Annotated in this window: 25 protein-coding genes, 1 tRNA gene and 3 pseudogenes; 11 read left to right on the forward strand and 18 right to left on the reverse strand. The window is 73.2% G+C overall.

What is annotated here, in order from left to right; genetic code table 11:
* Positions 1-79: 79 nt before the first annotated feature.
* Both purU and DQ238_RS24415 read right to left on the reverse strand, forming a co-directional pair.
* A complete protein-coding gene (purU, locus tag DQ238_RS11930) occupies positions 80-952 on the reverse strand; it encodes a formyltetrahydrofolate deformylase (protein ID WP_113781493.1) in 873 nt (290 codons plus the stop codon).
* Between the two features lie 327 nt (positions 953-1,279).
* Positions 1,280-1,865 (reverse strand): annotated as a pseudogene (locus DQ238_RS24415) (pyridoxal-phosphate dependent enzyme).
* Between DQ238_RS24415 and DQ238_RS24420 the strand changes: the two are divergent.
* The 5 genes and pseudogenes from DQ238_RS24420 (at position 1,777) to DQ238_RS11960 (ending at position 5,111) form a co-directional block, all read left to right on the forward strand.
* A complete protein-coding gene (locus DQ238_RS24420; RefSeq protein ID WP_370447517.1) occupies positions 1,777-2,349 on the forward strand; it encodes an FAD-dependent monooxygenase in 573 nt (190 codons plus the stop codon). The pseudogene DQ238_RS24415 and the gene DQ238_RS24420 sit on opposite strands and share 89 nt — an antisense overlap.
* Positions 2,350-2,388: 39 nt before the next feature.
* Positions 2,389-2,580 (forward strand): annotated as a pseudogene (locus DQ238_RS24100) (putative quinol monooxygenase); the annotation flags it as partial.
* 179 nt (positions 2,581-2,759) lie between these two features.
* Positions 2,760-3,602, forward strand: coding sequence for an arylamine N-acetyltransferase (locus tag DQ238_RS11950; RefSeq protein ID WP_113781495.1), 843 nt, complete (start codon positions 2,760-2,762; stop codon positions 3,600-3,602).
* 485 nt (positions 3,603-4,087) lie between these two features.
* Positions 4,088-4,339, forward strand: a complete 252-nt coding sequence (locus tag DQ238_RS11955) for a hypothetical protein (protein WP_113781496.1) — start codon at positions 4,088-4,090, stop codon at positions 4,337-4,339.
* A 4-nt stretch (positions 4,340-4,343) separates the two neighbouring features.
* The gene (locus tag DQ238_RS11960; RefSeq protein ID WP_113781497.1) at positions 4,344-5,111 is read left to right on the forward strand and encodes a nucleotidyl transferase AbiEii/AbiGii toxin family protein; all 768 of its coding nucleotides are present in this window, start codon (positions 4,344-4,346) and stop codon (positions 5,109-5,111) included.
* 46 nt (positions 5,112-5,157) lie between these two features.
* On the opposite strand, the gene DQ238_RS11965 is transcribed toward DQ238_RS11960, so the two are convergent.
* The 6 genes and pseudogenes from DQ238_RS11965 to DQ238_RS11985 form a co-directional block, all read right to left on the reverse strand.
* The gene (locus DQ238_RS11965) at positions 5,158-6,228 is read right to left on the reverse strand and encodes a maleylacetate reductase (protein ID WP_113781498.1); all 1,071 of its coding nucleotides are present in this window, start codon (positions 6,226-6,228) and stop codon (positions 5,158-5,160) included.
* A gap of 2 nt (positions 6,229-6,230) precedes the next feature.
* A complete protein-coding gene (locus tag DQ238_RS23755) occupies positions 6,231-6,656 on the reverse strand; it encodes a hypothetical protein (protein WP_233495902.1) in 426 nt (141 codons plus the stop codon).
* Between the two features lie 230 nt (positions 6,657-6,886).
* Positions 6,887-7,015: pseudogene (locus DQ238_RS24425) on the reverse strand (dioxygenase); the annotation flags it as partial.
* A 185-nt stretch (positions 7,016-7,200) separates the two neighbouring features.
* The gene (locus tag DQ238_RS11975) at positions 7,201-8,832 is read right to left on the reverse strand and encodes a 4-hydroxyphenylacetate 3-hydroxylase family protein (protein WP_113781499.1); all 1,632 of its coding nucleotides are present in this window, start codon (positions 8,830-8,832) and stop codon (positions 7,201-7,203) included.
* Complete coding sequence (locus tag DQ238_RS11980) at positions 8,829-9,260, reverse strand: nuclear transport factor 2 family protein (protein WP_113781500.1); 432 nt, start codon at positions 9,258-9,260, stop codon at positions 8,829-8,831. Before DQ238_RS11980 ends, DQ238_RS11975 begins: the two co-directional genes overlap by 4 nt.
* A gap of 52 nt (positions 9,261-9,312) precedes the next feature.
* Positions 9,313-12,357, reverse strand: coding sequence for a BTAD domain-containing putative transcriptional regulator (locus DQ238_RS11985; protein ID WP_113781501.1), 3,045 nt, complete (start codon positions 12,355-12,357; stop codon positions 9,313-9,315).
* Positions 12,358-12,504: 147 nt separating this feature from the next.
* On the opposite strand from DQ238_RS11985, the gene DQ238_RS11990 reads away from it, so the two are divergent.
* The 6 genes from DQ238_RS11990 to DQ238_RS24110 all read left to right on the forward strand — a co-directional run bounded on the left by DQ238_RS11990 (position 12,505) and on the right by DQ238_RS24110 (position 17,599).
* Positions 12,505-13,653: a flavin reductase gene (locus DQ238_RS11990; RefSeq protein WP_113781502.1), complete on the forward strand. Its 1,149-nt coding sequence runs from the start codon at positions 12,505-12,507 to the stop codon at positions 13,651-13,653.
* Positions 13,654-13,675: 22 nt separating this feature from the next.
* Positions 13,676-14,917 carry a bifunctional 3,4-dihydroxy-2-butanone-4-phosphate synthase/GTP cyclohydrolase II gene (locus DQ238_RS11995; RefSeq protein ID WP_113781503.1) on the forward strand — a complete coding sequence of 414 codons (1,242 nt, stop codon included), beginning with the start codon at positions 13,676-13,678 and terminating at the stop codon, positions 14,915-14,917.
* A 444-nt stretch (positions 14,918-15,361) separates the two neighbouring features.
* Positions 15,362-15,859, forward strand: a complete 498-nt coding sequence (locus DQ238_RS22550; protein ID WP_147263060.1) for a hypothetical protein — start codon at positions 15,362-15,364, stop codon at positions 15,857-15,859.
* Positions 15,860-16,034: 175 nt separating this feature from the next.
* Positions 16,035-16,355, forward strand: coding sequence for a helix-turn-helix domain-containing protein (locus DQ238_RS24245; RefSeq protein WP_113781505.1), 321 nt, complete (start codon positions 16,035-16,037; stop codon positions 16,353-16,355).
* 9 nt (positions 16,356-16,364) lie between these two features.
* Positions 16,365-17,375, forward strand: coding sequence for a tyrosine-type recombinase/integrase (locus DQ238_RS24105; RefSeq protein ID WP_147263061.1), 1,011 nt, complete (start codon positions 16,365-16,367; stop codon positions 17,373-17,375).
* Complete coding sequence (locus DQ238_RS24110; RefSeq protein ID WP_113781507.1) at positions 17,300-17,599, forward strand: tyrosine-type recombinase/integrase; 300 nt, start codon at positions 17,300-17,302, stop codon at positions 17,597-17,599. The genes DQ238_RS24105 and DQ238_RS24110 overlap by 76 nt, the downstream gene beginning before the upstream one ends.
* Positions 17,600-17,683: 84 nt before the next feature.
* Here the strand turns inward: DQ238_RS24110 and DQ238_RS12020 are convergent.
* The 10 genes from DQ238_RS12020 to DQ238_RS12065 form a co-directional block, all read right to left on the reverse strand.
* Positions 17,684-17,757: transfer RNA gene (locus tag DQ238_RS12020), tRNA-Pro, on the reverse strand.
* A 76-nt stretch (positions 17,758-17,833) separates the two neighbouring features.
* Positions 17,834-18,727 carry an alpha/beta fold hydrolase gene (locus DQ238_RS12025; RefSeq protein WP_113781508.1) on the reverse strand — a complete coding sequence of 298 codons (894 nt, stop codon included), beginning with the start codon at positions 18,725-18,727 and terminating at the stop codon, positions 17,834-17,836.
* Between the two features lie 79 nt (positions 18,728-18,806).
* Entirely contained in the window at positions 18,807-20,150 is a 1,344-nt protein-coding gene (gene der, locus DQ238_RS12030; RefSeq protein ID WP_113781509.1) for a ribosome biogenesis GTPase Der, read from the reverse strand.
* Positions 20,147-20,833 (reverse strand): (d)CMP kinase, encoded by a 687-nt coding sequence (gene cmk, locus DQ238_RS12035; protein ID WP_113781510.1) that lies wholly within the window; start codon positions 20,831-20,833, stop codon positions 20,147-20,149. The genes der and cmk overlap by 4 nt, the downstream gene beginning before the upstream one ends.
* 86 nt (positions 20,834-20,919) lie before the next feature.
* The gene (gene aroH / locus DQ238_RS12040; RefSeq protein ID WP_113781511.1) at positions 20,920-21,282 is read right to left on the reverse strand and encodes a chorismate mutase; all 363 of its coding nucleotides are present in this window, start codon (positions 21,280-21,282) and stop codon (positions 20,920-20,922) included.
* Positions 21,283-21,417: 135 nt separating this feature from the next.
* Complete coding sequence (locus DQ238_RS12045) at positions 21,418-22,884, reverse strand: FGGY-family carbohydrate kinase (RefSeq protein WP_113781512.1); 1,467 nt, start codon at positions 22,882-22,884, stop codon at positions 21,418-21,420.
* A gap of 22 nt (positions 22,885-22,906) precedes the next feature.
* Positions 22,907-23,749 (reverse strand): pseudouridine synthase, encoded by an 843-nt coding sequence (locus DQ238_RS12050; protein WP_113781513.1) that lies wholly within the window; start codon positions 23,747-23,749, stop codon positions 22,907-22,909.
* Between the two features lie 113 nt (positions 23,750-23,862).
* Complete coding sequence (locus DQ238_RS12055) at positions 23,863-24,126, reverse strand: hypothetical protein (protein ID WP_113781514.1); 264 nt, start codon at positions 24,124-24,126, stop codon at positions 23,863-23,865.
* Position 24,127: 1 nt separating this feature from the next.
* Positions 24,128-24,493: a hypothetical protein gene (locus tag DQ238_RS12060; protein WP_199506307.1), complete on the reverse strand. Its 366-nt coding sequence runs from the start codon at positions 24,491-24,493 to the stop codon at positions 24,128-24,130.
* Positions 24,490-24,816, reverse strand: coding sequence for a PadR family transcriptional regulator (locus tag DQ238_RS12065; RefSeq protein ID WP_113781515.1), 327 nt, complete (start codon positions 24,814-24,816; stop codon positions 24,490-24,492). The genes DQ238_RS12060 and DQ238_RS12065 overlap by 4 nt, the downstream gene beginning before the upstream one ends.
* Between the last annotated feature and the right edge of the window lie 5 nt (positions 24,817-24,821).

Below are 24,821 nucleotides of genomic sequence, written 5' to 3' on the forward strand. Positions count from 1 at the left end.
GCCCGCTCGACAGGGACCCTGCTCAGCCTGACCTCGCCCGGGTCCGTGTCGCCGGGAGGAGCAGCGACCGGTCCGCCGCTCACTCGAAGACGACGGTCCGGTGCCCGTGGACGACGATGCGGTTCTCGGTGTGCCAGCGCACCGCGTGCGCGAGGGCTCGCGTCTCCGCCTCCCGACCCCGAGCAGCGAGTTGCTCAGGGCTCAGCGAGTGGTCGACGCGGAGCATCTCCTGCTCGATGATCGGGCCCTCGTCCAGGTCGGCGGTGACGTAGTGCGCCGTCGCGCCGATGAACTTGACACCGCGGTCGTGCGCCTGGTGGTACGGACGGGCGCCCTTGAAGCTCGGCAGCATCGAGTGGTGGATGTTGATCGCCCGGCCCTCGAGCTCCCTGCACAGACCGTCGGAGAGGATCTGCATGTAGCGGGCCAGGACCACCAGGTCGACCCGCTCCTCGCGCACGATGTCGAGGAGCGCCGCTTCGGCCTCGGGCTTGGTGTCGCGGGTCACCGGGATGTGCCGGAAGGGGATGCCGTAGAAGGTGGCGATGCCCTCGAGGTCGGGGTGGTTGGACACGATCGCGACGACGTCGAGGTTGAGCTCGCCGACCGAGTTGCGGAAGAGCAGGTCGTTGAGGCAGTGCGCGTACTGGCTCACCATGATCAGCACGCGCTGCCGTTCGGCGGCGTCCGCCAGCCGCCAGGTCATCTGGTAGCGGGCAGCCGTCTCCTGGAAGGCCTCGCGGAGGGCGGGGAAGTCGAGCGGCGCGCCGTCGACGTGCGCGAACTCGACGCGCATGTAGAACATGCCGCTCGTCGCGCTGTCGAACTGGTGACTCTCCACGATGGTGCACCGCTCCTGCACGAGCAGTCCGGACACCGCGTGCACGATGCCCGGCGCGTCCTTGCAGGACAGCACCAGGACGCCGTGCTGAGCACCGGCAGGCCGCGTCATCACGCCTCCTCCTGATCGGTCCCCCGAGGCCGGTCGACCGGCCGCAGCCGGGTCCTTCTGGCCGCCCCCTGGACGACTGCTGGTACGGGGGCTCCGGGGACGTGTCCGTCGTGAACCTAGTCAGTCGTGCGGGTGCGTCCAATGGCGCAGATGACCACTTTCGAACGGCAGGACGGGTCGTGCCACCCGCGACAATGGACGTAGGGGACGCACCCGCCCTCGAGCTCCGCCCGCTGCGGTCATCGGTGTCCGTGGCGGTCGGTAGCGTGCACCGAGTCACGCCGGTTCCCGCTGCCCGCTGAGCGTTCGGCAAGAGCCGAGGCAAGCTCACGACCTGTGGGCAGGAGCCGCACCGATCCAGCGGTGACAGGCGTCGACGTCGACGTTGCTGCCGCACACGATGGTGACCACGTGTCGGCCGGCGAAGCGGTCAGGGTCGTCGAGGATCGCTGCGATGCCGAACGCGGCCGACGGTTCGACGACGAGGCCAGCGCGGTCGAGGAGCGTCCGCACACCGGCGATGATCGACGCCTCCTGGACCAGGACGGCGTCGTCAGCGACCAGGAGGAGGTCGTCCAGGACAGCCGGGGTGGGACGCCGGCCGGCCACGCCGTCAGCGATGGTGGTTCGAGTCGGTGGTGACGACGCGCCGTTCGCGCCACGAGTACCTCATCGCCGGGGCGCCCAGCGGCTGGACGCAGATCACCTCGACGTCGGGCGCCGACGCCCTCGTCACGTGACCCAGACCGGTGGCCAGCGCCCCGCCGCCGAGGGCGACCAGGACGGCGTCGAACGACGGCACGGCGTCCACCAGTTCCAGGCCGATGGTCGCCGCGCCTTCGCAGGTCTCGACGTCCAGTTCGACCAGCAGGTCGAGCGCATCGAGCAGGACGACCGGGTGGTCACCCTGCACTTCGCCGACGGCTCGACCGCCGAGCTGGGCGCCGAGTTCCCCCCACCCCTGCCCGGGCTCATCGCCGCGACCGAGCCGCCGAACGTCCAGCGCTGGGTGCTGCGACCGCCCGGCCCTGGAGCAGTGGTCGAAGGGCCGCGCCACCCTCGTCGGCGACGCCGCCCACCCCACCTCCCCGTACGCCGCCTACGGCGCCGGCACGTCCATCGAGGACGGCTACTTCCTCGACGTCGCCTTCCGGGGCGTCGACCTCACCGACGCCGCCGCAGTCGCCCGGGCGCTGCAGTCCTTCGAGGACCGCGCAGGCCGCACACCGCCAAGCAGGTGCAGATGGCCTGGATCCTCGGCAAGGTCTTCCACCAACGCGCCGGCGCCGCTGCAGCCCATCCGCGACTTCGTCTTCGACTACACGCCGTTCCTGCAGGAGGTCGCCGGCGACTCCAACCCGCGCGAGATCAACCAGCAGCTCGCGCTCATCGAGTAGCAGGACCCGCCTGCCCCCCACCACTCGCACGCTCGCGGCGGCCTCGCCCACTCGTTCGCAACCGACGTCGAGGACCCGGACCGTGTCCGCAGCGCCGAGATCTGGGCCGACCGGGCCGCACTCGACGAGCACATGGGCCACGACCACACCGCGCGGTTCCTCGAGGTCGCACCCGGCCTGGTCGCCGGCGAGCCGGTCACGTCGTTCCGCGAAGCAGCCCCGCCGGCCTGACCTCGCTCGTCGCCACCGAACCGCTGCACGCGGCTGCTGGCGCGCCCGGACCGACCGGCCGCGCCGACGCCCTCCTCGCGTCGGCCGACCGGCTCGCCACCTCTAGAACCGACGGGGCGTCGCCTAGGGTCCGAGTCGGGGCGCGACCGCGCACCGTCCTGCAGCGGCGGAGGAGGCCGATGTCAGCCGTCACCTGCCTGGCCACCCCCGAGGAGTGGGCCACCGGAACCCTGGACCTGGCCGGCTACCTGGAGCGGGTCGGCTACGAGGGGCCGGTCGAGCCCACCGCGCCCACGCTGCGCGCCCTGCACCGGGCGCACGTGGCCGCCGTCCCCTTCGAGAACGTCGACGTCGTGCTGGGCCGCCGTGTGGCGGTCGACCTCGACAGCCTGCAGGACAAGCTCGTCCGGCAGCGCCGGGGCGGCTACTGCTACGAGCACGGCACCCTGTTCGCCGCCGTCCTCGAGGGGATCGGCTTCACCGTCGACCGGCTGCTGGCCCGCATCGGTGCGGACCGGGTCCGGCCACGGCCGCGCACCCACATGGCCCTGCACGTGCGGGCCGGCGAGGACGAGTGGCTGGCCGACGTCGGCTTCGGCAACGCCCTGCTCGAGCCACTGCCGTGGGGCGAGGAGGGCTGGCGCCGTCACGGGAGCTGGACCTACCGGATGACCCTCGGCCCGGAGGACACCTGGATCGTCGAGCAGCGCACCGGGAACGCGGTCACGCCGCTGTACAGCCTGGTCGACCAGCCGGTGCACGCCTCCGACGTGGTCATGGCCAACCACTTCACCGCGACGCACCCGTCGTCGCCGTTCGTCGGCCAGCTGGTCGCGATCCGCAAGGACGACGACGCGTTCCTCCGGTTGCGCGGTCGCACCCGGACCGTGGAGCGCTCCGACGGCAGCAGCGAGGTCCGCGACCTCGACGCCGGGGCGGTGCTCGCCACACTCCAGGACGACATCGGCGTGCCACTGAGCGAGGAGGACGCGGCTGCGCTCGAGGCGACGCTGGTCGACTGAGGGCGCCGGTGTGCCGTCCCGGCCGCCGGCGGATCGGTCAGCCCTGCGGTCGGGTCGACGGCGCCAGAACGTGGCGATCAGGAGTCAGCCCCGGAAGGACGAGCGGGGCGGAGCCGGAGGCCGGCGGTGATGCCTCTGCCTCGGCTGCAGGGCGTACATCCGCCCTGCAGCCGCCACGGGCCGATCCCCGGGCTGGATGCACAACGCCGGCCGTGGGCACGGCACGCCCGACACGTCCCGACACCCCCGCGGTCGGGCGCTGGCGAGAGTGGGCCCGCGGTGCGACCGGCCCCAGGAAGCCGTCATGGGCCGTTCCGGATCTCTCCGGACACAGCCCCCGATGGGACCCCGCTCTCCTGAACTGACCCGGGTCGAGGCATGCAGCTCGTATGATCTTGTGCATGCGGCAACGTGCTTCGGGGTGGTCGACGCCGGTTGCGGTTCCCGCTCGGCTGGAGGATCTGCACGGCCCCACCACCGGGGTCGTGAAGCTGCCGCTGACCATCCACTCCTCCGGTGCCGGGCCGGACACCTCATTCGACCTGGACGACCCGGCCACCCGTGCGGAGATGTACGCGCTGGTGATGGAGAACGCCCCGACCGCCGCCGACCTCGCCGCGTGGCTCGACGCCGGCCTGCTGCAGCAGATGTGGCCGACGCTGTGGCTGTCCCCGCACGTCCGCCGCGCCTGGGCCCGCCTGTTCGAGCAGCAGCCGGCTGCGGCTACCGCCGACTGACCCGGTGGCGCTGGACCCCTACCAGCAACAGATCGTGCGCACCGCGCTCGTCCTGCCCGAGGCTGACGACTTCGCCCTCGCCGGCGGCGGTGCCATGCTCGCCCACCAGCTGATCGAGCGGCCCACCCAGGACATCGACCTGTTCACCACGCACGGCCGCAGCGCGCCAGAGCTGACCCGCGCGCTGGCCGAGGCGATGACCGCAACCGGCTCGTCGGTCACCGTCGTGCAGCAGTCCGACACCTTCGCCCGCCTCCAGCTGGTCAGCCCCGAGGGGATGAGCACGACCGTGGACCTGGTGCAGGATGCCCGCCTGGCTGATGCCGTCCGCCTCGACATCGGCCCGGTCCTGGCCCTCCAGGACGTCATCGCCGACAAGACCCTCGCCCTGTGGGGGCGTGCCGAGGCCCGCGACCTCATCGACGTCGACGCGCTCGCCACCCGCTTCGGGCGTGACCTGCTGCTGCGCCTGGCAGCCGCCAAGGACGCCGGCTTCGACCCGGCCCGGATGCCCGCCGCGCTCACCACCGCCGCCGGCCGAGCACCAACCACCTACGCCAGCCTCGGCGTCACCGGGTCCGCGCTCGACCAGCTCCGCGCTCGCTCCCGCAGCTGGGCTGACCAGCTCACCGAGCAGCAGGCCACCGTGAACCCGCGTCTACCGACACGAGCGGGTGAGCCGTCGCGCCCTCCGGACCCACGATCCGCCGTAGGACGGCAGGGTCCGTGGACCTGGCTCTTCGCTCTCATCACGAGCCGAACTCAGCCTTGAGGAACACCGCTCCCGTGGGGGCTGCCCGACCGTCCCTTTCGGCCTGTCAGCCGGAAGCCGGCGGCGCGCCGGCCCAGGCCGTGCGCAGCAAGGCCTCGATGCCGCTACGGGTCAGCGGTCGTGGGTTGGCGTAGGGACTGGTGAGAGCGAGCTCGACGATGCGCGGAATGTCCTGCTCGGCCATGCCCAGTTCACGCAGGGACCGGGCGGCGCCCAGCTCTCCGGCCAGCTCCCACAGCGCCTGCGCGGGGTCGGGATGGCCGCCGAGCGCCCGCGACAACGCGGCGACCGCCTGCGGTGCCGCCGGCTGGTTGTAGGCGACAGCGTGCGGCAGGACAGCGGTGTGCGTCTGGGCGTGCGGCAGGTCGAGCGTCCCGCCGAGGGTGTGGCACAGCTTGTGGTGCAGCGACATCGTGGTCGCCCCCAGCACCGCGCCGCACAGCCACGCGCCGTACTGGGCCTCGGCGCGGGCGTCGAGGTCGGCGCCGTCGGCGACCACCGAGGGCAGGGCGGCGACCAGGGCACGCGCGCCTTCTTCGACCATCAAGGAGACCATCGGGCTGGCGTCGGGGGCGTACAGCCCCTCGACGGCGTGCGCGATCGCGTTCATGCCGCTCGTGGCCGACAGTCCCCCGGGGAGGGTGAGGGTGAGCTCGGGGTCGTAGATGACGCTGCGTGGCAGCACCCGTGGGTCCCGCCCGGTGCGTTTCTGCCCGTCCTCGGTCAGCCCCCAGATCGGGGTCATCTCCGACCCGGCGTAGGTGGTGGGGACGGCGACGACGGGCAGCCGGTGTTGCAGCGCGATCGCCTTGCCCAGCCCGATCGCCGACCCGCCGCCGACGGCGACGCAGCCGTCGGCGGCGAGTTCCACGGCGAGATCCCGGGCGCGCCGGGCCACCTCCACCGGGACGTGCATCCGCGCCTCGGCCAGAACGCCGGCGGCCCCCCTTCCGAGCGCGTCGGCGACGAGCTGACCGGTGTCCTGCTGCTCCGGCGAGCAGAGCACGAGCACCCGAGCCAGACCGAGCGCGGCGATCTCCTCGGGCAGCTCGGCCAGCACGCCGGCGCCGAAGCGCACCCGCATCGGCAGCGCCTCGTAGGTGAAGCGGTGGCCCACGGTCAGGACCCGTCGGAGTTCAGGGTCACGTCGAAGTGGACGGCCTGGAACGGGTTCGGCAGGCCCACCTCGGCCGCCCGCGCCGGATCGTCGACCAGCGGGAACTCCCGCACCAGGGTGTCCTTCACGCCGAACACGGCGTCGGACTCGATGTACGGGTCGCCGGCGACGAACAGGTGCGTCGTCACCGGCCGGTAGCCCTTCGCGGCCACGATGAAGTGCATGTGCGCGGGGCGGTACGGGTGCCGGGCAGTTGCGGCCAGCAAGGCCCCGACCGGGCCGTCGTCGGGGATCGGGTAGTACCGCGGGACGATCGAGCGGAACCAGAACCGGCCGTCCTCGTCGGCGGTGAACAGGCCGCGCAGATTGCGCTCGGGCTGCACGTCGGGCTGCTGGACGTCGTAGAACCCGTCCGCGTTGCCTGCCACACGTCCACCGTCGCGCCGGCCAGCGCTTCGCCGCCCGGCCCGCTCACCCGCCCGGTGACCAGGCACGCTTTCCCCTTGCCGTCCAGCGCGATGTCCGCGCCCAGCTCCCGCGGCGGTGAGTCGACCATGTGGAACGGGCCCAGCACGGTCGACTCGGTAGACGTGCCCCCGCTGCGGTGGTTGATCGTCTCCACCAGCATCGAGATGCCGAGGACGTCGGAGAGCAGCACGAACTCCTGCCGCACGTCGTCGCACATCCGCCCGGTGGCGGTGAGGAAGCCGATGGCGCGGGCCCACTCCTCCTCCGTGAGCTCCACATCCTTGACGAACGCGTGCAGGTGCCGCACCAGTGACGTCATGACTCGCCTGAGTCGGGGGTCCGGTGTCTCGGCAAAGCTGGCCGCGACGACGTCAGCGGATCGTTCCTCGCTGAACCATTCCCGTGCGCCCACCCGTCCTCCTCGATTGTCGTGCCCGGCCGATCGCGGCCGGTAGGGGCTTGGCTCGGGCGGGCGCGGTCGCCCGCCCGAGCCACACCAGGGGTTCAGCCGTCCGTGGCCAGAGCCCGGACCTCGTCCCGCAGCTGCTCCTCCAGCCGCTCACCCGGCGAGGAGTAGTACCCCTCCTTGAGGTCCTGGCCGCGGGCGTACTCCGGCTGGTAGCGCACGTTGGCGTAGTGCGACGCCTTCTGCGCCTCTTCCGCGCGGCGCCCGAGTTCGGCGGTGTCGCCGAAGTCGAGGACCTCCCGGGCGAGCTCCGTCAGCGGGCCGTCGACCTGGTACTCGGTGCGCTGCATGGTGAGCAGGTTGATCAGGTACAAAGGCGTCCCGTTGAACTTCTCGAACATCTCGTGCCGGGCACCCCACTCGGTGAGGAATCGCTCGCTGATCTGCCGGAAGATCTTGATCCGGTCCCGGGCGGTGATCTCCGAGCCGCGCAGCGCCTGCTCGAGCTTGGGACCGATGTAGGGGTCGTCCAGCTCTCGCTTGGTGGGCTGGATGACCACGCCGCGACCGCAGAAGTCGATCAGTTGGTTCACCATCTCGTGCTGGTGCTCGAGGTAGTGGGCGCGGCCGAAATCGATGAAGATGTTGTTCGGTTTGAACAGGCCACCGGTGGTGTGGAAGCCGGTGTCCTCCGCGGCGATCATGAAGGCCCGGCAGGTCTCCCGGAAGCGGATCAGCTGCGCGAGCTGGCCCTGCACCACCGGGTTGGTGTTCGTGCCCAGCGCATGGGTGATCAGCAGAGCCAAGCCGACCATGAGCTCGGCGTGCACGGTCTGCCGGATCTGGGTCTCCAGGTGCACCCAGTCGAACTGCCGCTGCGGGTACCACTTCGCGTGGTCCGGGTTGCCGACGTGCTGGACCTGATCCCAGGGGATCAGGACGTCGTCGAAGTAGACCATCCCGTCGAGCTCGTCACCGATCGTCGCCAGCGGTCGGTCGTACGGGTCGGCGTCCGGCGTCGCCCGGGACTCCCGGGCCACGACGCTGACGCCTGGGGTCGCCACCGGCACGAGCGCGTAGACGGTCTGCTCCGGCGTCTGCCCGGGGCGCCACAGGTTGCCGATGAGCAGGTGGTTGACGAACGGGATCGAGGTGCCGATCGCCTTCCAGCCGCGAACCAGGATGCCCTCGTCGGTCTCTTCGACGATCTTCAGCATCGGGGTCTCGGCCATGGCATCGTCGCGACCGCGGTCGTACTGGACATCGAGGAACATGGGCGAGATCGCGAGGTCCTTGGAGGTGACCTCGGCCCACTGCCGCTCGATGTTGCCCGACAGGTCGCGGTGCTGGCCCTGGAACCGCGAGTTCTCCGCCCACGGCGCCGGGTCGTCGATCTGCATGTACATGACGACGTTCATGCCGGCCGGCGGCCGGGTGAAGATGCCGCCCTTGAAGTGCCGCACCAGGAACTCGACGTACTTCCGCCGGCGGACCGCATCCTCCTTGGAGCGCGGCAGGAACCAGTGCATGGACTGGCGGTTGCCGTCCTCGTCGATGAACGTGGCGACGTCCTGGTTCTCGGGATCCAGGTGCAGGTCGTAGTAGTCCGCGATGGCCTGCGCGTAGCCGCGGGTCTTGGGATGGGTGGTGACGTCGTCGATGAGTTCGCCGCCGACGTACACGCGTCGGCCGTCCCGCAGGGACTCGAGGTACTCCTTGCCGGTCCTCATGCTGCTGTCTCTCCTTGTGGTGAGGGTGCGCCGTGCACCTGGCGCTGGAAGGTGCCGCTGTCCCAGAAGTCCTGGGAACGTGTGATCAGCCGCGAGTCGGTCTCGAGCACGTGGACACCGGGCAGCTCCAGGCGCTGCCCGGTGGCACGGATCGGTCCCATGTCGCGCTGCAGGGTGCCGGTGAGCACGTATCGGCTGAAGGCCTGGCCGTCAGCCTCGAGCTGTGCCGCCGGCGTCCACGACGCATCCGGGAACGCGGTGAACAGGCGTCGCAGCCCCTCGGCGATGGCCTCGCGGCCCCGAGCGGGACGCCCGAACGCGACGTCCTCGTGCGTGCCGTCCGCCGCGTAGAGCGCCGCGGCCGCCTCGGCGTCGTGCCGGTTGTAGGCCTCGTACAGCGTGACGAGGATCCCGGTGTCGGTTGCCATGCGAGAACGGTGCGGTCGGGGCGTTAACGCCCGAGAAACGACCGCTCGCCGGTCAGCGGCGCAGCTGGACGAGCAGGCTGCTCGTGGCGTCGGATGGCACCAGGTCGAGCTCCTGCAAGGACTCGCGACACCGATGGAAGGTGGCGATCACCCGGTCCTCGTCCCCCAGGGCGCTCGCGATGCGCATCGCGAGTCGCCAGGCGCTCTCCTTGTACGGGTCGTCGGCAAGCACCCGCTCCACGAGCTCCTCGGCCTGGCCGAAGCCCTCCGCGGCGAAGGCCAGCTGGGCCGCTGCCAGTCGGGCCTCGCCGATCTCCGCGTTCAGGGCCTGCCGGCGTTCCTGCGCCCACGCGGACTCCACACCCGGCAGATAGGGGCCGGCAGCCGCGCATTCGAGTGCCCTCAGCAGGACGCTGAGGCGCGCCTCCCCCTGCAGCCGGGCCGCCTCGGCGAGCAGCGCCTCCATCCGGCCGCTGTCGGCGTCGACCCGCACCGGCGCGGTGAACCCCAGCACGCCGTCGGTGAAGGCGGGACCGACTCCCTCGGGCAGCAGCTCCCGGAGGCGGTGCACCGCCTGCCGCAGGTAGGCCCGCGTCGAGGGGTCGTCGCGGCCGTCGAACAACGCCTCGAGCAGCTGCTCCCGGGTCGCCCGGTGCCCGGACGTCGCAGCGAGGAAGGCCAGGAGCGTCAGGCTCTTGGCGATGCGCGGCTTGACCTCCCGGCCGTCGACGGCCAGGGCGGCGTGCCCGAACTCGCTCAGCCGGAGGACGGTGCGGGCCTCGAGATCTACCCGGACCGGCTGGCTGCGCAGCGCACGCCCGATGTCGTGCCACGCGGAGTCCGACGCCACCTCGGCGTCGAGCCGCCGGGACACCACCCCGGGGAAGTCGGCGGCGGCGAGCAGGAGTTGGTGGTTGGAGCCCTGGCGGACAGCGGCGGCCAATGCGCGGTCCGCCGCCTCGTCCGCACCGTCGGGGTCCTCGGCGCGCCAGAGGGCCTCGGCCAGGTACACGGCTGCGGTGGGGAGGTCGAGGATGCGGTCGGCCGCGTCCATGCTGCGGACGGCCCGGCGCAGCAGGCCGACGGCCTCCTGCGGGGGCCGCCGCTGCAGCAGGAGGGCCATCGCGCGCCAGGTGTCGATCGCCTCGCGGATGAAGGCGTACCGACCGCCTCCGCCCGCGGCCACCTCGTCGAGGATCGCCAGGGCGGCTGCCGGGTCCCCGGCGAGCCGCAGCTCGAGCTTGGCCTCGATCAAGCTGTTCAACCAGCCGAAGACGACGGATCCGCTGGCCAGGATGAGACCCCGGCCCCGCGCCAGCACGGCTCGGGCCTCGTCGGTCCGGCGCAGGTCGATCATCAGCTCGGCGCCGACCATCCCGTGCATCCACGCCGGGGACCAGCCGCCCGCATCGGCCGCACGGTAGAGCTCCAGCGCCTCCGTGAGCCGGCCGGTCGCGCGCAGCGCGCCCACCCGCCAGGGCGCCGAGATGGCGGCCGCCCAGGGCGAGGCCGGGTGAGGGACCACCTCCTGCAGCTGTCCGTGCGCGTAGTGCACCCGCATGACCAGGGCGTCCATCGGCCCGCCGCTGAACTCCTGCACCGACGGCGTCCTCCGCCCTGGGCTGCCCCCGACGAGGGACATCAGGTAGCTCACGGCGTCGATCTCCGGGCACTGCTCGGCGAGACCCATGACCGCCTGAGCGTCCTCCACGCGACCGAGGTGCCAGTAGCACCAGGTCATCGCCGCGGCAGCGGTGGCCGAGTCCCGGGCCAGCTCGTCGCGGGCTCCGCGCTCGTGCAGCCGGTCGGCGATCAGCCCGCCGCGGCGGTAGTCCTCGCGGGCGATGGCCAGCATCAGCTCGGCGCCGGCCAACCGCCGGCGTCCCGGCCGGTCGGGCTGCGCCAGCGCGCCCAGCCAGCGTTCCGCCACCGCGAAGTCCAATCGGTCGATCACCGTGCCGATGGCGTCCTCCGCCGCGGCCGTGGCCATCTCCGTCTCGTCGGCGGACAGGAACTCCTCGACGGCCTCCTCGAGATGCCCCTCGGCCCGGAGGAGCTCCCCGTGCCGCCGACGAAGCGCCCACACCTGCGCGTCGTCCCGCCGCTGCAGCCGGGTCAGCAGATACTCCCGGAAGCGCGGGTGGCAGCGCATGCGCTCGGACGCCGCCGACCAGCTCACGGGCAGGTGCTGGGTGCGCAGCTCGACCAGCCGCTCGCCGGGCCGGTGCTGACCCAGCGCCGCCGCGCGGGCCGCGGTCACCTCGTCGAGCAGGGAGGTCGCGACGAGGAAGTCCTGGTTCTCCGGCGGAAGCCGGCCCAGGATCTGCGAGGCCAGGTACCCGTGCAGCGGATCGGCCTCCCCGCCGGCGCCCGCGACGTGCTCCCGGGAACGCCAGGCCTCGAACAGGACCCCGGTCACCCATCCCCCGGTGACCTCGACGGCCCGCGCCGGATCGATCCCGGTCCGTCCCGCACCGGCGAGTGCCTGTTCCGCCTCCAGCGGCGTGAACGCCAATGTGGCCTCCCCCACGGCCGCGACTCGGTCCGGGCCGCCGGCGGTCCCGAGATCCAACGGCACGTCGACCCGGCTGAGCAGGACGACGCGCGCAGTCGACGGCGCGTACCGGACCAGGCTGCCGACGACGGCGCGGGCATCGGCGCCGTCGTCGCCGGCGATCTGCTCGAGACCGTCGAGGACGACGAGGAGCGGAGTGGGCCCGATCGCCTCGACGAGCAGGCCGGCGGCCTCGGCGTGCGGGATGCGCGCGGCCAGCGCGGCGCCGACGATCCCGCGGGCCTCGGGCACGTGCTCGGCAATCGCCTCCTCGAGATAGATGAGCAGGCGGCCGGGAGCGGTGTCCGTGCGGTCCACGGTCAACCAGGCCACGGGCCGCGCCAACAGCTGCACCGTCTGGACGACGGCCGTCGTCTTCCCGGCACCGGCCGTCGCGGTGACCCACACCAGGCAGTGCCCCTCGACGAGGTCCGCCAGCAGATCCGCGACGCGGGACCGGGGCACCAGCCGGTCGGCCAGCGGCGGCACGGTGAGTTTGCTGCGGATGACCGTTCCCGGCGGCCGCTCGTCAGGCTGCGGCATGGCCCACCGAACCGGACACGGCGTCAACATACGACGATTTCGGTTCCGTTAACACGGCGGCAGCACGCTCCTCGCATCCAGGCAACGCCGCATCGGCTGCTCGCCGCCGGCCGCCCGCGCGCCCGATCACGTCCTGCGAGGAGTGACATGACCGGCTTGAACACCACCACCGCGCCCTGCGTCGACCAGGCCGTCTTCCGCGACGTCGTCGGGCACTTCACCAGCGGGGTCACCGTGATCACCACGCGCCACGGCGGCGAGCAGTTCGGCGTGACCGCCAGCGCGGTGTCCTCTCTCTCCATGGACCCGCCGATGCTGCTCGTGTGCCTCAACCGCCGGCTGCCCACCAATGAGGCCGTTCGCTCCTCGGGGGTGTTCGCGGTCAACATCCTCTCGGAGGACCAGGGGGAACTCGCGACCCAGTTCGCCACCCGCCACCCGGACAAGTTCCGAGACGTGCCGCTGGCGGAGGATCGGCTCGGCGTGCCGGTCCTCGCCGATGCCCTGGCCTCACTGGAATGCAGCGTCCGGGAGTGCGTCGACGTGGCGACGCACAGCGTCTTCTTCGCCGAGGTGCGGAGGGCGCACGCCACGCCGGGCAGCCCGCTGGCCTACTACCGGGGCAACTTCGGCCGGTTCGCCGAGGCGCTGGACGATTCGGTGTACCGAGAGCTGCGGGAACGCGTGCTCAGCCGCTCCCTGCCACTCGATGAGTCGATCACCGTCGACGGGATGGCGGACCAGCTCGACGTCGGACGCGCCCCGGTCTTCCGCGCTCTGGAGCAGCTGCGCTCGGACGGCCTGCTGACCCCGCATCCCGACCGCGGCTACACCGTGACGCCGATCACGGTGGCGTCCGCCTGGGAGGCCTACGACGCTCGGGCCTCCATCGAGTGCGGGGTGATCGACCAGGTGGGCCGGACGCTCACCGCCGAGCAGCTGACGAGGTTGCGCGCTGCCGCGGAGGGCACGCTCCCCTGGATCCGCGGCGGCCGGTTCATCGACGTCGAGGGGTACGTGACCGCGAACGCAGCGTTCCACGAGACCCTCGTGGACCTGGCCGGCAACTCCGCCCTCCTGGTGGCCTACCGCCGCCTGGCCCTCCCGACCGTGATGTCCAAGGCGCTGCACGGCGTGGAAGAGACCCTCGACCGGTTCTCGGCCGACCACGTCGCCGTCGTCGAGCTGCTGCAAGAGGGGGACATCGAGGGCGCCCGGGCGCTGGTGCTCGAGCACACGGAGGCCGGCAAGGAGCGGATGCGCATCGCCATCACCCGGACCGGCGGGAGTTACTGATGCCGGCGCTCGAGGAGGACTCGTGACCCTCCGCTCACCCGCCGAGGCGGTGCAGGGCGCCGTCGCCGCGCTCGCCGCGGGCCGCATGGTGGTCGTGGTCGACGACGCGGACCGGGAGAACGAGGGCGACCTCGTCGTCGCCGCCGAGTTCGTCATCCGAGAGCAGATGGCCTTCATGGTCCGGCACGGGACCGGCATCGTCTGCACGCCGATGCCCGCGGCACGCGCCGACGAACTGCGTCTACCGCCGATGGTCATCGAGAACACCGACGCGCACGGAACCGCCTTCACGGTCAGCGTCGACCACGTCGGCGTGGGCACCGGCGTCTCCGCGGCCGACCGGGTCACCACCGTCCGGGCGCTGGCCGACCCCGCCACCCGGCCGGTCGACCTCCGTCGGCCCGGGCACGTCTTCCCGCTGCGCGCGCGGGAGGGAGGCGTTCTGGTCCGCGCCGGGCACACCGAGGCCGCGGTGGACCTGACCACGCTGGCCGGGCTGTCCGGCATCGGGGTGATCACCGAGATCACATCCGACGACGGCAGCATGCCGGGCAGCGCCGGAGTCGCTGCATTCGCCCGGGAGCACAACCTGCCGGTGCTGTCAGTCGCCGATCTCGTCCGCTACCGACGAGCTACCGAACGCCTCGTCACACAGGTGGCCACCTCGTCCATGCCCACCGCGTTCGGAGACTTCCGCGCGGTGGCCTATCGCTCCACCCTCGACGGCGGCGAACACCTCGCTCTGGTCATGGGGGACGTGGCTGCTGCCGGGCGATCCAGGCACGGCGTCCTCGTGCGGGTGCACAGCGAGTGCCTCACCGGCGACATCCTCGGCTCGCTGCGGTGTGACTGCGGCAGCCAGCTGGAACAGGCTCTCCGCACCATCGCCGCCGAAGGCTGCGGCGCCCTGGTGTACCTGCGCGGTCACGAGGGACGCGGAATCGGGCTGGTCCACAAGATCCGCGCCTACGCGCTACAGGAGGAGGGCCTCGACACCGTCGAGGCCAACACCGCCCAGGGCCTGCCCGCTGACTCCCGCGGCTACGGCATCGGCGCGCAGATCCTCGGCGACCTGGGCATCAACCGGCTACGGCTGATCACCAACAACCCTGCCAAGTTCGGCGGCCTGGAGGGCTACAGCCTGACGATCGTCGGCCGGGTCGCGTTGCCCGCCGTCGCGACGCCGCACAACGTGCGCTACCTCCGCACCAAGCGCGAACGCATGGGCCACCAGCTCGAGCTCTCGGCTCCCAGGGGTCGCTAGGTCGACTGCTTCTGGGCAAGACAGGGGAACCGAGCGCTACCTCGCACTGGTGCTGGTCCTGGCCTTCGGGGTCTCCGGTCCGCTCGGGCTCCGCAGCTCAGCGGTGGTCTAGTGACCTGGATCAGCTCCGCTGGGTCGGCTTGGCGGGCGCCGTTCCCTGCTGCCGAAGACAACCCTTGCAAATGACCAGGTCAGACGGCGGCTTGAAGACGGCGTGGTATCCGAGCACACAACCAGGGCACGTCGCCTCCACCGGGCTGGGAACTGCGTACGAGTGCGCAACTGCAGGGTGACATCGCACATACCGACAACCTTCGTGAGCCGCGACGTCCGAGACTCGCCCATGGGAACGCTGCCAAGATCAGTAGCCGACACACCTTGTGCATCCAGGACCGGCGGATTCGTGGTGACGAGTCGGTGAACGTCTTTCCGGACGCTGGGGGCATGCGCAGCAAGGGGAGCAGCGAGTACCGGGCGCGCCAGCGCGAACGCGAGCGACGGCGTCGGCGGCAGCAGGAACGGTCAGCCGCCGAGCCGGCGGTGACGTCGGGTGCTCAGCATCGGGAAGTCACCCTCAGCGGTTCCGCTCGACGAGCGGCGGCGACGACCTGCGGTTGGTGCGACGGCCCGATCACGCCGCGAGCCAGCGGGCCGATCCCGAAGTGGTGCTCGTCGACCTGCCGCAAGAGAGCGTGGGAGCAGACCCGCGCCGCGGCGTCCGGGCGCAGCGCGGTGCGGATCGTCGAACGGGCCGTGATCGTTCTTGCCCAGCGGTCACCCACCGCTCCCCTGCTCCACCAGTACGGCTGGGTCCCCCTGCTCCGGGAGCTCATTGTGCAGCTCGATCAAGGCGTGGTCTACGACCGGCACCTGGTGGCCATCGCCGCCGCACTGGATGAGGTCGTGCGCGCTGTGCAGCGTCGGGCTCGCCCTCGGGGGTGACGTAGCCGCAGACCAGGGGTGACACCCGGAGCACCTCACGACCAGCGCCAGAATCGCTGACCGTTCCGATGTCACCCCCGGCTGGCTGTCATCGATCGCCCGGATGTGGCGCCTACTCAACCGGGACGTCCCGCGCCGAACGGCCGCGGACACGCGCGTCCCGGAGGAGGCAGCGATGTCCGATCCGCAGCAACTGGGCGACGCACCGGCCGGTGATCCGCTCCTGCTGACGCCGGAAGAGGCGGCGAGGCTCCTCCGCGTCGGCCGCACCACCGTCTACGCACTCATGAAGGCGGGCGAGCTACGCCCTGTCCACATCGGGCGCAGCTGCCGGCTCGCCCGCGCAGAGCTCGAACGCTTCGTCCACCGGCTCCAGGAACCCAGCGCCCTCCTTCCCCGCCCGAGGTCGACGTCGGCGGCCACGCACTACCACGGACCAGGGCGACCTCTTCGAGCTCGTTCACAACCCGCCGACAGCTCCGTGACCTGTGGATAAGGCATCACCGTGTTCCGTCCTGGCCGGAACACTCGGCGTCTCGGACGCGGCGAAGAAGGAGCGGCAGTGAGTCCTCGAACGCCGCAGGCGCGGTCCTCGGCGAAGAGGCGCGGCATCAGCGAGGGGTCTGCTCCGCGTCGCCGACCGGACGGTCGCTGGCAGATCAACCTCCGCGTGACTGACGAGTTCGGGCGGAGCAGCCGCCACACCGTCTACGGCGAGACCGCCCAGGACGCCCGCGAGAAGGCGTCCGCGATCCGGCGCAGGGTGGAAGGCGGTCAGCCGGCCCGCGACCGCAGGGAGACCGTCGCCGCCTTAACGCTGCACTGGATCGACACGTCGCTGCAGGCGTCGGAGCGCAAGCAGAACACGAAGGTCATGTACGCCGGCGTCGCACGGACCCACATCCTCGGCAGCTCGATCGGGCAGCTGACCCTGGACAGGATCCGGCCCTCGCACATCGAGGGCTGGGTCGTCGAGCTCCGCCGCAAGGGGCTCGCTGGGTCGACCATCCGGTCGGCCTACACGATCCTGCGAGCGGTGCTCGACACGGCCGTTCGCGACGGCGCACTGGCGGCCAACCCCGCCGCGGTCGTCCGACGACCCCGGGTCACGGCCAAGGAGGCCCCGCACCTGACACCCGCGCAGCTCGCCGACCTGCTCAGCGCGGCCAGCGAGACGCGGTACGCCCCCCTCTTCGCCCTCCTGGCCCTCACCGGACTGCGCCGCGGCGAGGCCCTGGCTCTGCGATGGCCTGACATCGACCTCGACAAGGGGACCCTGCGCGTCCGCGGAACGCTGTCGCGGATCGGCGGCCACCTGGTCGTCACCGAACCGAAGACCGCGAAGTCGAGGCGCTTCGTGCCGCTCTCCCAGCCAGCCGATCGCCTGCTGCGCGACGTCCGGGCCACCCAGGCCGAGGAGCGAGCGCGCGCTGGCGCCGCATGGCGGAGACCGGATTCGTCTTCACCACCGAGCTCGGCGAGCCCTACGACTCCCGCAACGCCTTTCGTGCGCTGAAGGTCGCCGCCGTTCGGGCGGGTCTGCCCGAGGCCGGGCTGCACACCCTCCGGCACTCCGCGGCCAGCGTCCTGCTCACCCGTGGCGTCCCGCTGAAGGTCGTCTCCGAGATCCTCGGTCACTCGTCGATCGCCATCACCGGCGACGTCTACGGACACGTCGCCCCCGACGTTGCCCGCGAGGCGATGGACGTCCTCGGCGACGTCCTGGACAGTCGAGGGTGACCCGATGGTGATCAAACCGGCCTGGGAAGCGCCCAGGGGCCGGCCCGCTGACGCGGAACCGGCCCCTGGCCTGCGGTTTCCCGGTCGGGCTGACAGGATTTGAACCTGCGACCCCTTGACCCCCAGTCAAGTGCGCTACCAAGCTGCGCTACAGCCCGAGCTCCGGGCGGCTCGCACCGTCCGATCGCTGCAGGGAGCAGGTTACCGCACCCACCGCCCGGGCCCGGACGGTGGTCAGTCCCCGATCGACGACCCGTTGCGGTCCGCGGCGGTCAGCACCTCGCGCAGCTTCGCGGCGAAGGCCTCCGGCTCCCCCGTCTGGCCGTGCTCACCGCCCAGGAAACCCCCGTGGTCGCCGGGGAACACGACCGGGGCCGTCCCGAGCCGCTCGGCGACGGCGAGACCGCCCCGGTGCGCCAGCTCTCCCTCCGACCCGGCGCCCACGGCGACGACGATGCGGGTGGAGGCCGTCCGCAGGGCCGCGAAGTCGTGCACGTGGTGGGTGCTGGAGATCATGTTCTGCCCGACCAGCGGGTCGTCCCGTGAGCCGTCGTCCTCGGTCGGCAGCCCGAAGGCGGCGGGGTCCGCGGCGGGCCCCTCGGCGAAGTCGCCCGGGACCGGACCCCGGTGACCCACCAGCCGGATGAACTCCGCCATCGCCGGTCCGAGACCGCGGTACAGGTAGGTCTCGTGGATGTACCGGGACGCGGCCAGGGCGGCCTCCCGGTCCGGGAGGGCCTGTGCGGCCGGCGGCTCGTGCGCGACCAGTGTCCGCACCAGCTCGGGCCGGCGGGCCACGAGCACCAGCGCGTTGACCGCGCCGCCGCTGGTGGCGAACAGGTCGACCGGTCCGGCGTCGAGCTCGGCGATCAGCCGGGCGAGGTCGTCGGCGTGCTCCTCCGGCGTGGTCACGGTCGCGCCGTCGGTGCGCCGGCTGCGGTCGGCTCCCCGCGGGTCGTAGGTGGCCACGGTGCGGTCGGGGAAGTGCCCGGCCAGCGTGCCGAAGCCCGCCGCGCTCATCGGCGAGCCGATCAGCAGCAGGACCGGTGCGGAGCCGGGCCCGGGCCGGACGTCGTAGGTCAGCACGCAGCCCGGGGCCTCCAGGGTGCGCGTCTGCGGTGCGGTCATCGTCGGCCTCCCGGGGCTGGTCGTGGACCCTCGCCCTGGTTGACCCACCCCGCGCCCCCGACTCATCGGTGGCCCGGACTCAGCCCTTCTGTCGCTCGCTCCCCCGGCCCTCGCGGACCTTCACCGAGATCTCGATCGGCGTGCCGTGGAACCCCCACCGCTCGCGGATCTTGCGCTCCAGGAACCGCCGGTACCCGGCCTCGAGGAAGCCGGTCGAGAAGACGACGAACCGCGGCGGCCGGACGTCGGCCTGCGTCACGTACCTGATCTTCGGGGCGCGCCCGCCCCGGGCCGGCGGCGGGGTCTCCTGCACCAGCTGGCGCACGTAGGCGTTGAGCTCGGCGGTCGGCACGCGGGTCTCCCACGAGGCCAGCGCCTCGCGCAGGTGCTGGGCGAGCTTGGCCACGCCGCGGCCGGTCACGGCCGAGATGTTCACCCGCGAGGCCCACCTGACCCGGGACAGGTCGCGCTCGACCTCGCGCTCCAGCTGGGCGTGCCGGTCCTCGTCGAGGGTGTCCCACTTGTTGATCGCCAGCACCAGCGCGCGGCCGGCCTCGACCACCTGGCTGATGACCCGCTGGTCCTGCTCGCTGATCACCTCGTCGGCGGCCAGCAGCACGATCGCCACCTCGGCGGCCTGGATGGCGGCCTCGGTGCGCAGGCTGGCGTAGTACTCCGTGCCGCTGGCGGTGTTGACCCGGCGGCGCAGGCCGGCGGTGTCGACGAAGCGCCACTCCTCCCCGCCGAGGACGACGATCGAGTCGACCGGGTCGACGGTGGTGCCGGCGACCGGGTCGACGACCGAGCGCTCGTCGCGGGCCAGCCGGTTGAGCAGGCTGGACTTGCCCACGTTGGGCCGGCCCACCAGCGCCACCCGCCGCGGGCCGCCCTGCTCGCCCTGCTCGCGCGGCGCCTCGGGCAGCGCGTCCAGGACCAGGTCCAGCAGGTCGCCGCTGCCCCGCCCGTGCAGCGCGCTGACCGGCTGCGGCTCCCCCAGCCCCAGCGACCACAGCTCGGCGGCACCGGCCTCGCTGCGCTCGTCGTCGACCTTGTTGGCCACCACGATGACCGGCCGGTCGCTGCGGCGCAGGATGCGCGCGGCGGCCAGGTCGGTGTCGGTGGCCCCGACCGTGTTGTCGACGACGAGGACGACGACGTCGGCCGTCCGCATCGCGTACTCGGCCTGCCGGGTGATCGACGCGCCCAGGCCCTCCGCCCGGGGGTCCCAGCCACCGGTGTCGACGACGGTGAAGCGCCGGCCGTTCCACAGCGCCTCGTAGGAGATGCGGTCGCGGGTGACCCCCGGGGTGTCCTGGACGACGGCGGCGCGCCGGCCCAGGAACCGGTTGACCAGCGTGGACTTGCCCACGTTGGGCCGGCCCACGACCGCCACGACCGGCAGCGGCCCGCTCTGCTCGCTCACGCCCCGGCCCCCACCGTCGCGAGGGCCAGCTCGACCACCCGGCCGACCACGCCCTCGCGGTCGAGGTGGGTGCTGTCGACGACCACGGCGTCCTCGGCCGGGCGCAGCGGGCTGTCGGCGCGGCTGCTGTCGTACTCGTCACGGCGGCGCAGGTCGGCGGCGAGCGCGGCGACCTCGGCCGGGTCGGTGATGCCCAACTGCGCGGCCCGCCGCTGGGCGCGGGCCTCCGGCGCGGCGGTCAGGTAGACCTTGAGCGTGGCGTCGGGCAGGACGACGGTGCCGATGTCGCGGCCCTCGACGACGACCGCGTCGGCCGCAACCACCAGAGCCCGCTGCCGCTCGACCAGCCGGCGGCGCACCGCGGGCACCGCCGACACCGCCGAGACCGCGCGGGTCACCTCCGGGCCCCGGATGCGGATGGCGACGTCCACGCCGTCGACCCGCACCAGCTCGGTCTCGGCCGCCGTCCCGACCTCGATCCGCGCGCCGGCGACGACGGCGGCCACCGCCTCGACGTCCTCCGGGTCGGCCCCGGCGTCCAGGACGGCCACCGTCGCCGCCCGGTACATGGCGCCGGTGTCGAGGTAGGCCGCGCCCAGCCGGGTGGCCACCGCCCGGGCGACGCTGGACTTCCCCGTCCCCGACGGCCCGTCCAGCGCGACCTGGCCCACGAAGCCGCTCACCGGGCGATCGCCCCGCACGGTGGTGTCCGCTCGTCCCTCGCTCACCGGGCGATCGCCCCGCACGGTGGTGTCCGCTCGTCCCTCGCTCACTGGGCGATGTCCCGTCGCAGCGCCACCGCACCCCGCAGGTACACGTGCGCGATCTCCGCGCGCGGCCGGTCGGTCTCCACGTGCGCCATGAGCCGCAGCACCCGCGGCAGCGCGTGCGGGACGTCGATCTCGGTGGCGCACATCAGCGGAACGTCGCCGAACCCCAGCTCCCGGGCGGCCAGCGCCGGGAACTCCGAGACCAGGTCGGGGGTGGCGGTGAACAGGATGCTGATGACGTCGTCGTGCTCCAGCTGGTTGCGCTGCATGACCGCGGTGACCAGCTCGCGGGTCGCGTCGAGGACCAGCTCCCGCTTGTCGGCGTCCACCTGTGTCGCGCCCCGGATGGCTCGGACGGCCACTACCACTCTCCTCGATCGCTGCGACGCGCGCCGCCGCCGTGCTCCACCGTCCGAGTCTAGGGAGCCGCCGCCACCGCCCTCCGGCCGCGCCGTCGGCCTCCCGGCCGCCGCCCGCCATGGCAGAGCCCGGCCGGCTCACCGCGGCCGCTGCGCGGTGAGGTCGCGGACCTCGGCGTAGCGCTGCCGCACGTGCGGGGTCGGGTCGGCCTCGTGCCGCTCGGTGCCGGGCCGGGGCCACTCCGGCGGGTCCTCGCCGCCGGCGAGCACCCAGGCGGCCTGGCGGGCCGCGCCGTCGGCGACGTACTCGCCGGGCGGCGGGGCCAGGACCGGGACGCCCAGGACCGCGGGGGCGATCCGCCGCACCGCCTCGGCGCGGGCACCGCCGCCGACCAGCAGCACCCGCCGCACCGGCGTGCCGGTCGCGGCGAGCGCGTCCAGGCCGTCGGCCAGCCCGCACAGCAGCCCCTCGACGGCGGCGCGGGCCAGGTGCGCGGCGTCGGCGGTGGCCTGGGTGAGCCCGTGGACGGCGCCGGTGGAGGTGGGCCGGTCCGGGGTCCGCTCACCCTCCAGGTAGGGCACCAGCACCAGGCCGCCGGCCCCGGGCGGCGCCGACAGCGCCAGCTGTGAGAGCCCGGCGTGGTCCACGCCCAGCAGCCGGGCGGTGGCGTCGAGGACGCGGGCGGCGTTGAGGGTGGCGACCAGCGGCAGGAAGCGGCCGGTGGCGTCGGCGAACCCGGCGACGGTGCCGGTCGGGTCGACCGCCGGGGTGCGCGAGACGATCGACACGACGCCGGAGGTGCCGATCGAGCAGACGACGTCGCCCGGCTCGGCGGCCAGACCGAGCGCGGCGGCGGCGTTGTCACCGGTGCCCGGGCCCAGGACCGCGCCGCCGGGGGTGGTCGGTCCGGGCTCGGCCGGGCCGAGCACCCGGGGGACGGCGACGGTGCGGCCCAGCGCCCGCTCCAGCAGGTCCGGCCGGTACTCGCCGGTCGACGGCGACCAGTAGCCGGTGCCGCTGGCGTCGCCGCGGTCGGTGACCAGCGCGTCGATGCCGAGCCCCCTACCCGCCGACCCGCCCCCGAGTCCCCTACCCGCCGACCCGCTCCCCAGCCCCCCGGCCAGCCGCCAGGTGAGCCAGTCGTGCGGCAGGCACACCGCCTGCGTGCGGGCGGCGTTCCCCGGCTCGTGCTCGGCCAGCCAGCGCAGCTTGGTGACGGTGAACGACGCGACCGGCACCAGCCCCACCGCCTCGGCCCACGCGCGGCGGCCGGCCTCTCCCCCGCCGAGCTCGGCGACCAGGTCGCGCGCCGCGCCGGCGGAACGGGTGTCGTTCCACAGCAGCGCCGGGCGGACCACCGCGCCGTCGGCGTCCAGGCAGACCATGCCGTGCTGCTGCCCGCCGACGGCGGCCGCGGCGACGTCGTCCAGACCGCCGGCCTCGGCGAGCGCCTGCCGCAGGGCGGCGTCCCAGGCGGCCGGGTCGACCTCGGTGCCGTCGGGGTGCGCAGCCCGGCCCTCGCGGACCAGCCGACCGCTGCCGGCGTCGCGCACCACCACCTTGCACGCCTGCGTCGAGGAGTCGATCCCGGCCACGAGTGTCATGCCGACTGCCTACCGCACCGGCTCAGAGGCCGACGGCCTCCTGCAGCGCGCCGACCTCGGCGCGGGTGAGCCGGCGGATCGAGCCGACCCGCATGCGCTCGAGCCGTACCGGACCCACCGCCGTGCGGGTCAGCCGGGACACCGGCAGTCCGGCCTGGGCCAGCAGCCGCCGCACGACGTGCTTGCGGCCCTCGTGCAGCACCACCTCGACGACCGCCTGGCCGGCGTGCGTGTCGACCACGCGGAAGGAGTCGACCGCCACCGGGCCGTCCTCCAGCTCCACGCCGGCGCGCAGCCGGCGGGCCAGGTCGCGCGGCACGCTGCCCGAGACCTGGGCCAGGTAGGTCTTGCGCACCTCGTAGGAGGGGTGGGCCAGGCGGTGGGCCAGCTCGCCGTCGGTGGTGAGCAGCAGCAGGCCCTCGGTGTCCTGGTCGAGGCGGCCGACGTGCACCAGGCCGGGGACCAGGTCGCCGACCAGGTCGCCGACGGTCGGCCGGTTGCGGTCGTCGCTCATCGCGGTGATGACGCCGGCGGGCTTGTTGAGCGCGTAGGTGACCCGGTCGTCGCGCAGCTCGATGCGGACGCCGTCGACGGCGATGCGGTCGCGCTGCGGGTCGACCCGCGTGCCCTGCGCGGTGACCGTGCGGCCGTTCACGCTGATCCGGCCCTGGTCGACCATCTGCTCGACCACCCGGCGGGAGCCGACCCCGGCCCGGGCGAGCACCTTCTGCAACCGCTCGCCCGGCCGCTCCTGGCCGGCGCCGGCGTGGTCCCGGTCGCCGGGGTGGAGGGGGGCGAGCTCCATCTCCTCCGACCAGCCCTCGCCGGCGTCGGTGGTCGTCTCGTCGTGCGGGGCGGTGTCCATCCGCTGCAGTCTCCCACCCGGCGTCGGCGCCGCCGTCCGGGTCGGGGTGCCAGCGCGGGTCGCCGGGTCGGCCGCGCCGGCGACCCGCGAGGAGGACCCCGCGACGGCGGCCGTCAGGGACGACGCAGGCGGCGCCCCAGCAGCACCAGCCCGGCGCCGGCCGCGGCGAGCAGCGCGGCCACGGCCCCGTGCACGAGCGTGGCCCCGATCGCCGTCGGACCACCCCAGGAGGTCGCCAGGTCCGCCGACTCGGCGCCGGCCGCCCAGATCGCGAACCACACCGCCCGGACGGCGGCGAGGACGACCGCGAGCACGCCGAGCCCCTGCAGCAGCAGGGCCGGGACGGCCACCACCCTGCGGCGCAGCCGCCCGGCCACCTCAACCCTCCCCGCGGTGGCCGACCCGCCGGCGCAGCAGCCACGCGGCCAGCGCGGCGAGCGGGGCGACGGTGACCGCCAGGGCGGCGCCCCGCAGCGGCGTCGTCGGCGCCCACAGGACGTTCTCGGTCACGCCGAGCCGCGCGGCCTGCACCTCGCAGAGGGCGAACAGCAGCACGGCGACCAGCGCACGCAGCCCTCCCGATCCGCTGCGCCACCGTTCCCGGGCGGCGGCCCGCACGACGTCGAGGACCACCACCGGGGTCAGCCGCGTGACGGCGAGCAGCTCGGCGAACTCCGCGCCGTAGCGCTCCCGCCAACGCCGTGGGTACAGGCGCACCAGGACGGCGCGCGCCCGGGGGCTCACGCCGTCCCCAGCCGCAGCGCCCCGACGCGGGTGATCCGCGACCAGGTCGCCAGGTGCTCGGCCAGCGCGGCACGGCCGGCCTCGGTGATCTCGTAGGGACGACGCCGGTCCTCGCTGTCGACGGCCGTGATCAACCCGCGGTCGACCAGCTTGGTCAGCGACCCGTAGAGGGTACCCGGCCCGAGCCGGATGCCGGTCTGCTCCTCGACGTCCGCGGTGATCGCGTACCCGTGCTTCGGGCCGTCGCTGAGCGACAGCAGGACGAGCAGCCCCGGCTCCCCGAACCGGGCCAGCCCGCCGCCTCCGCGCCCTTGTATCGCCATGCGAT

Origin of the sequence: Geodermatophilus sp. TF02-6 (genome assembly GCF_003319115.1) — a bacterium.
Lineage (GTDB): Bacteria > Actinomycetota > Actinomycetes > Mycobacteriales > Geodermatophilaceae > Geodermatophilus.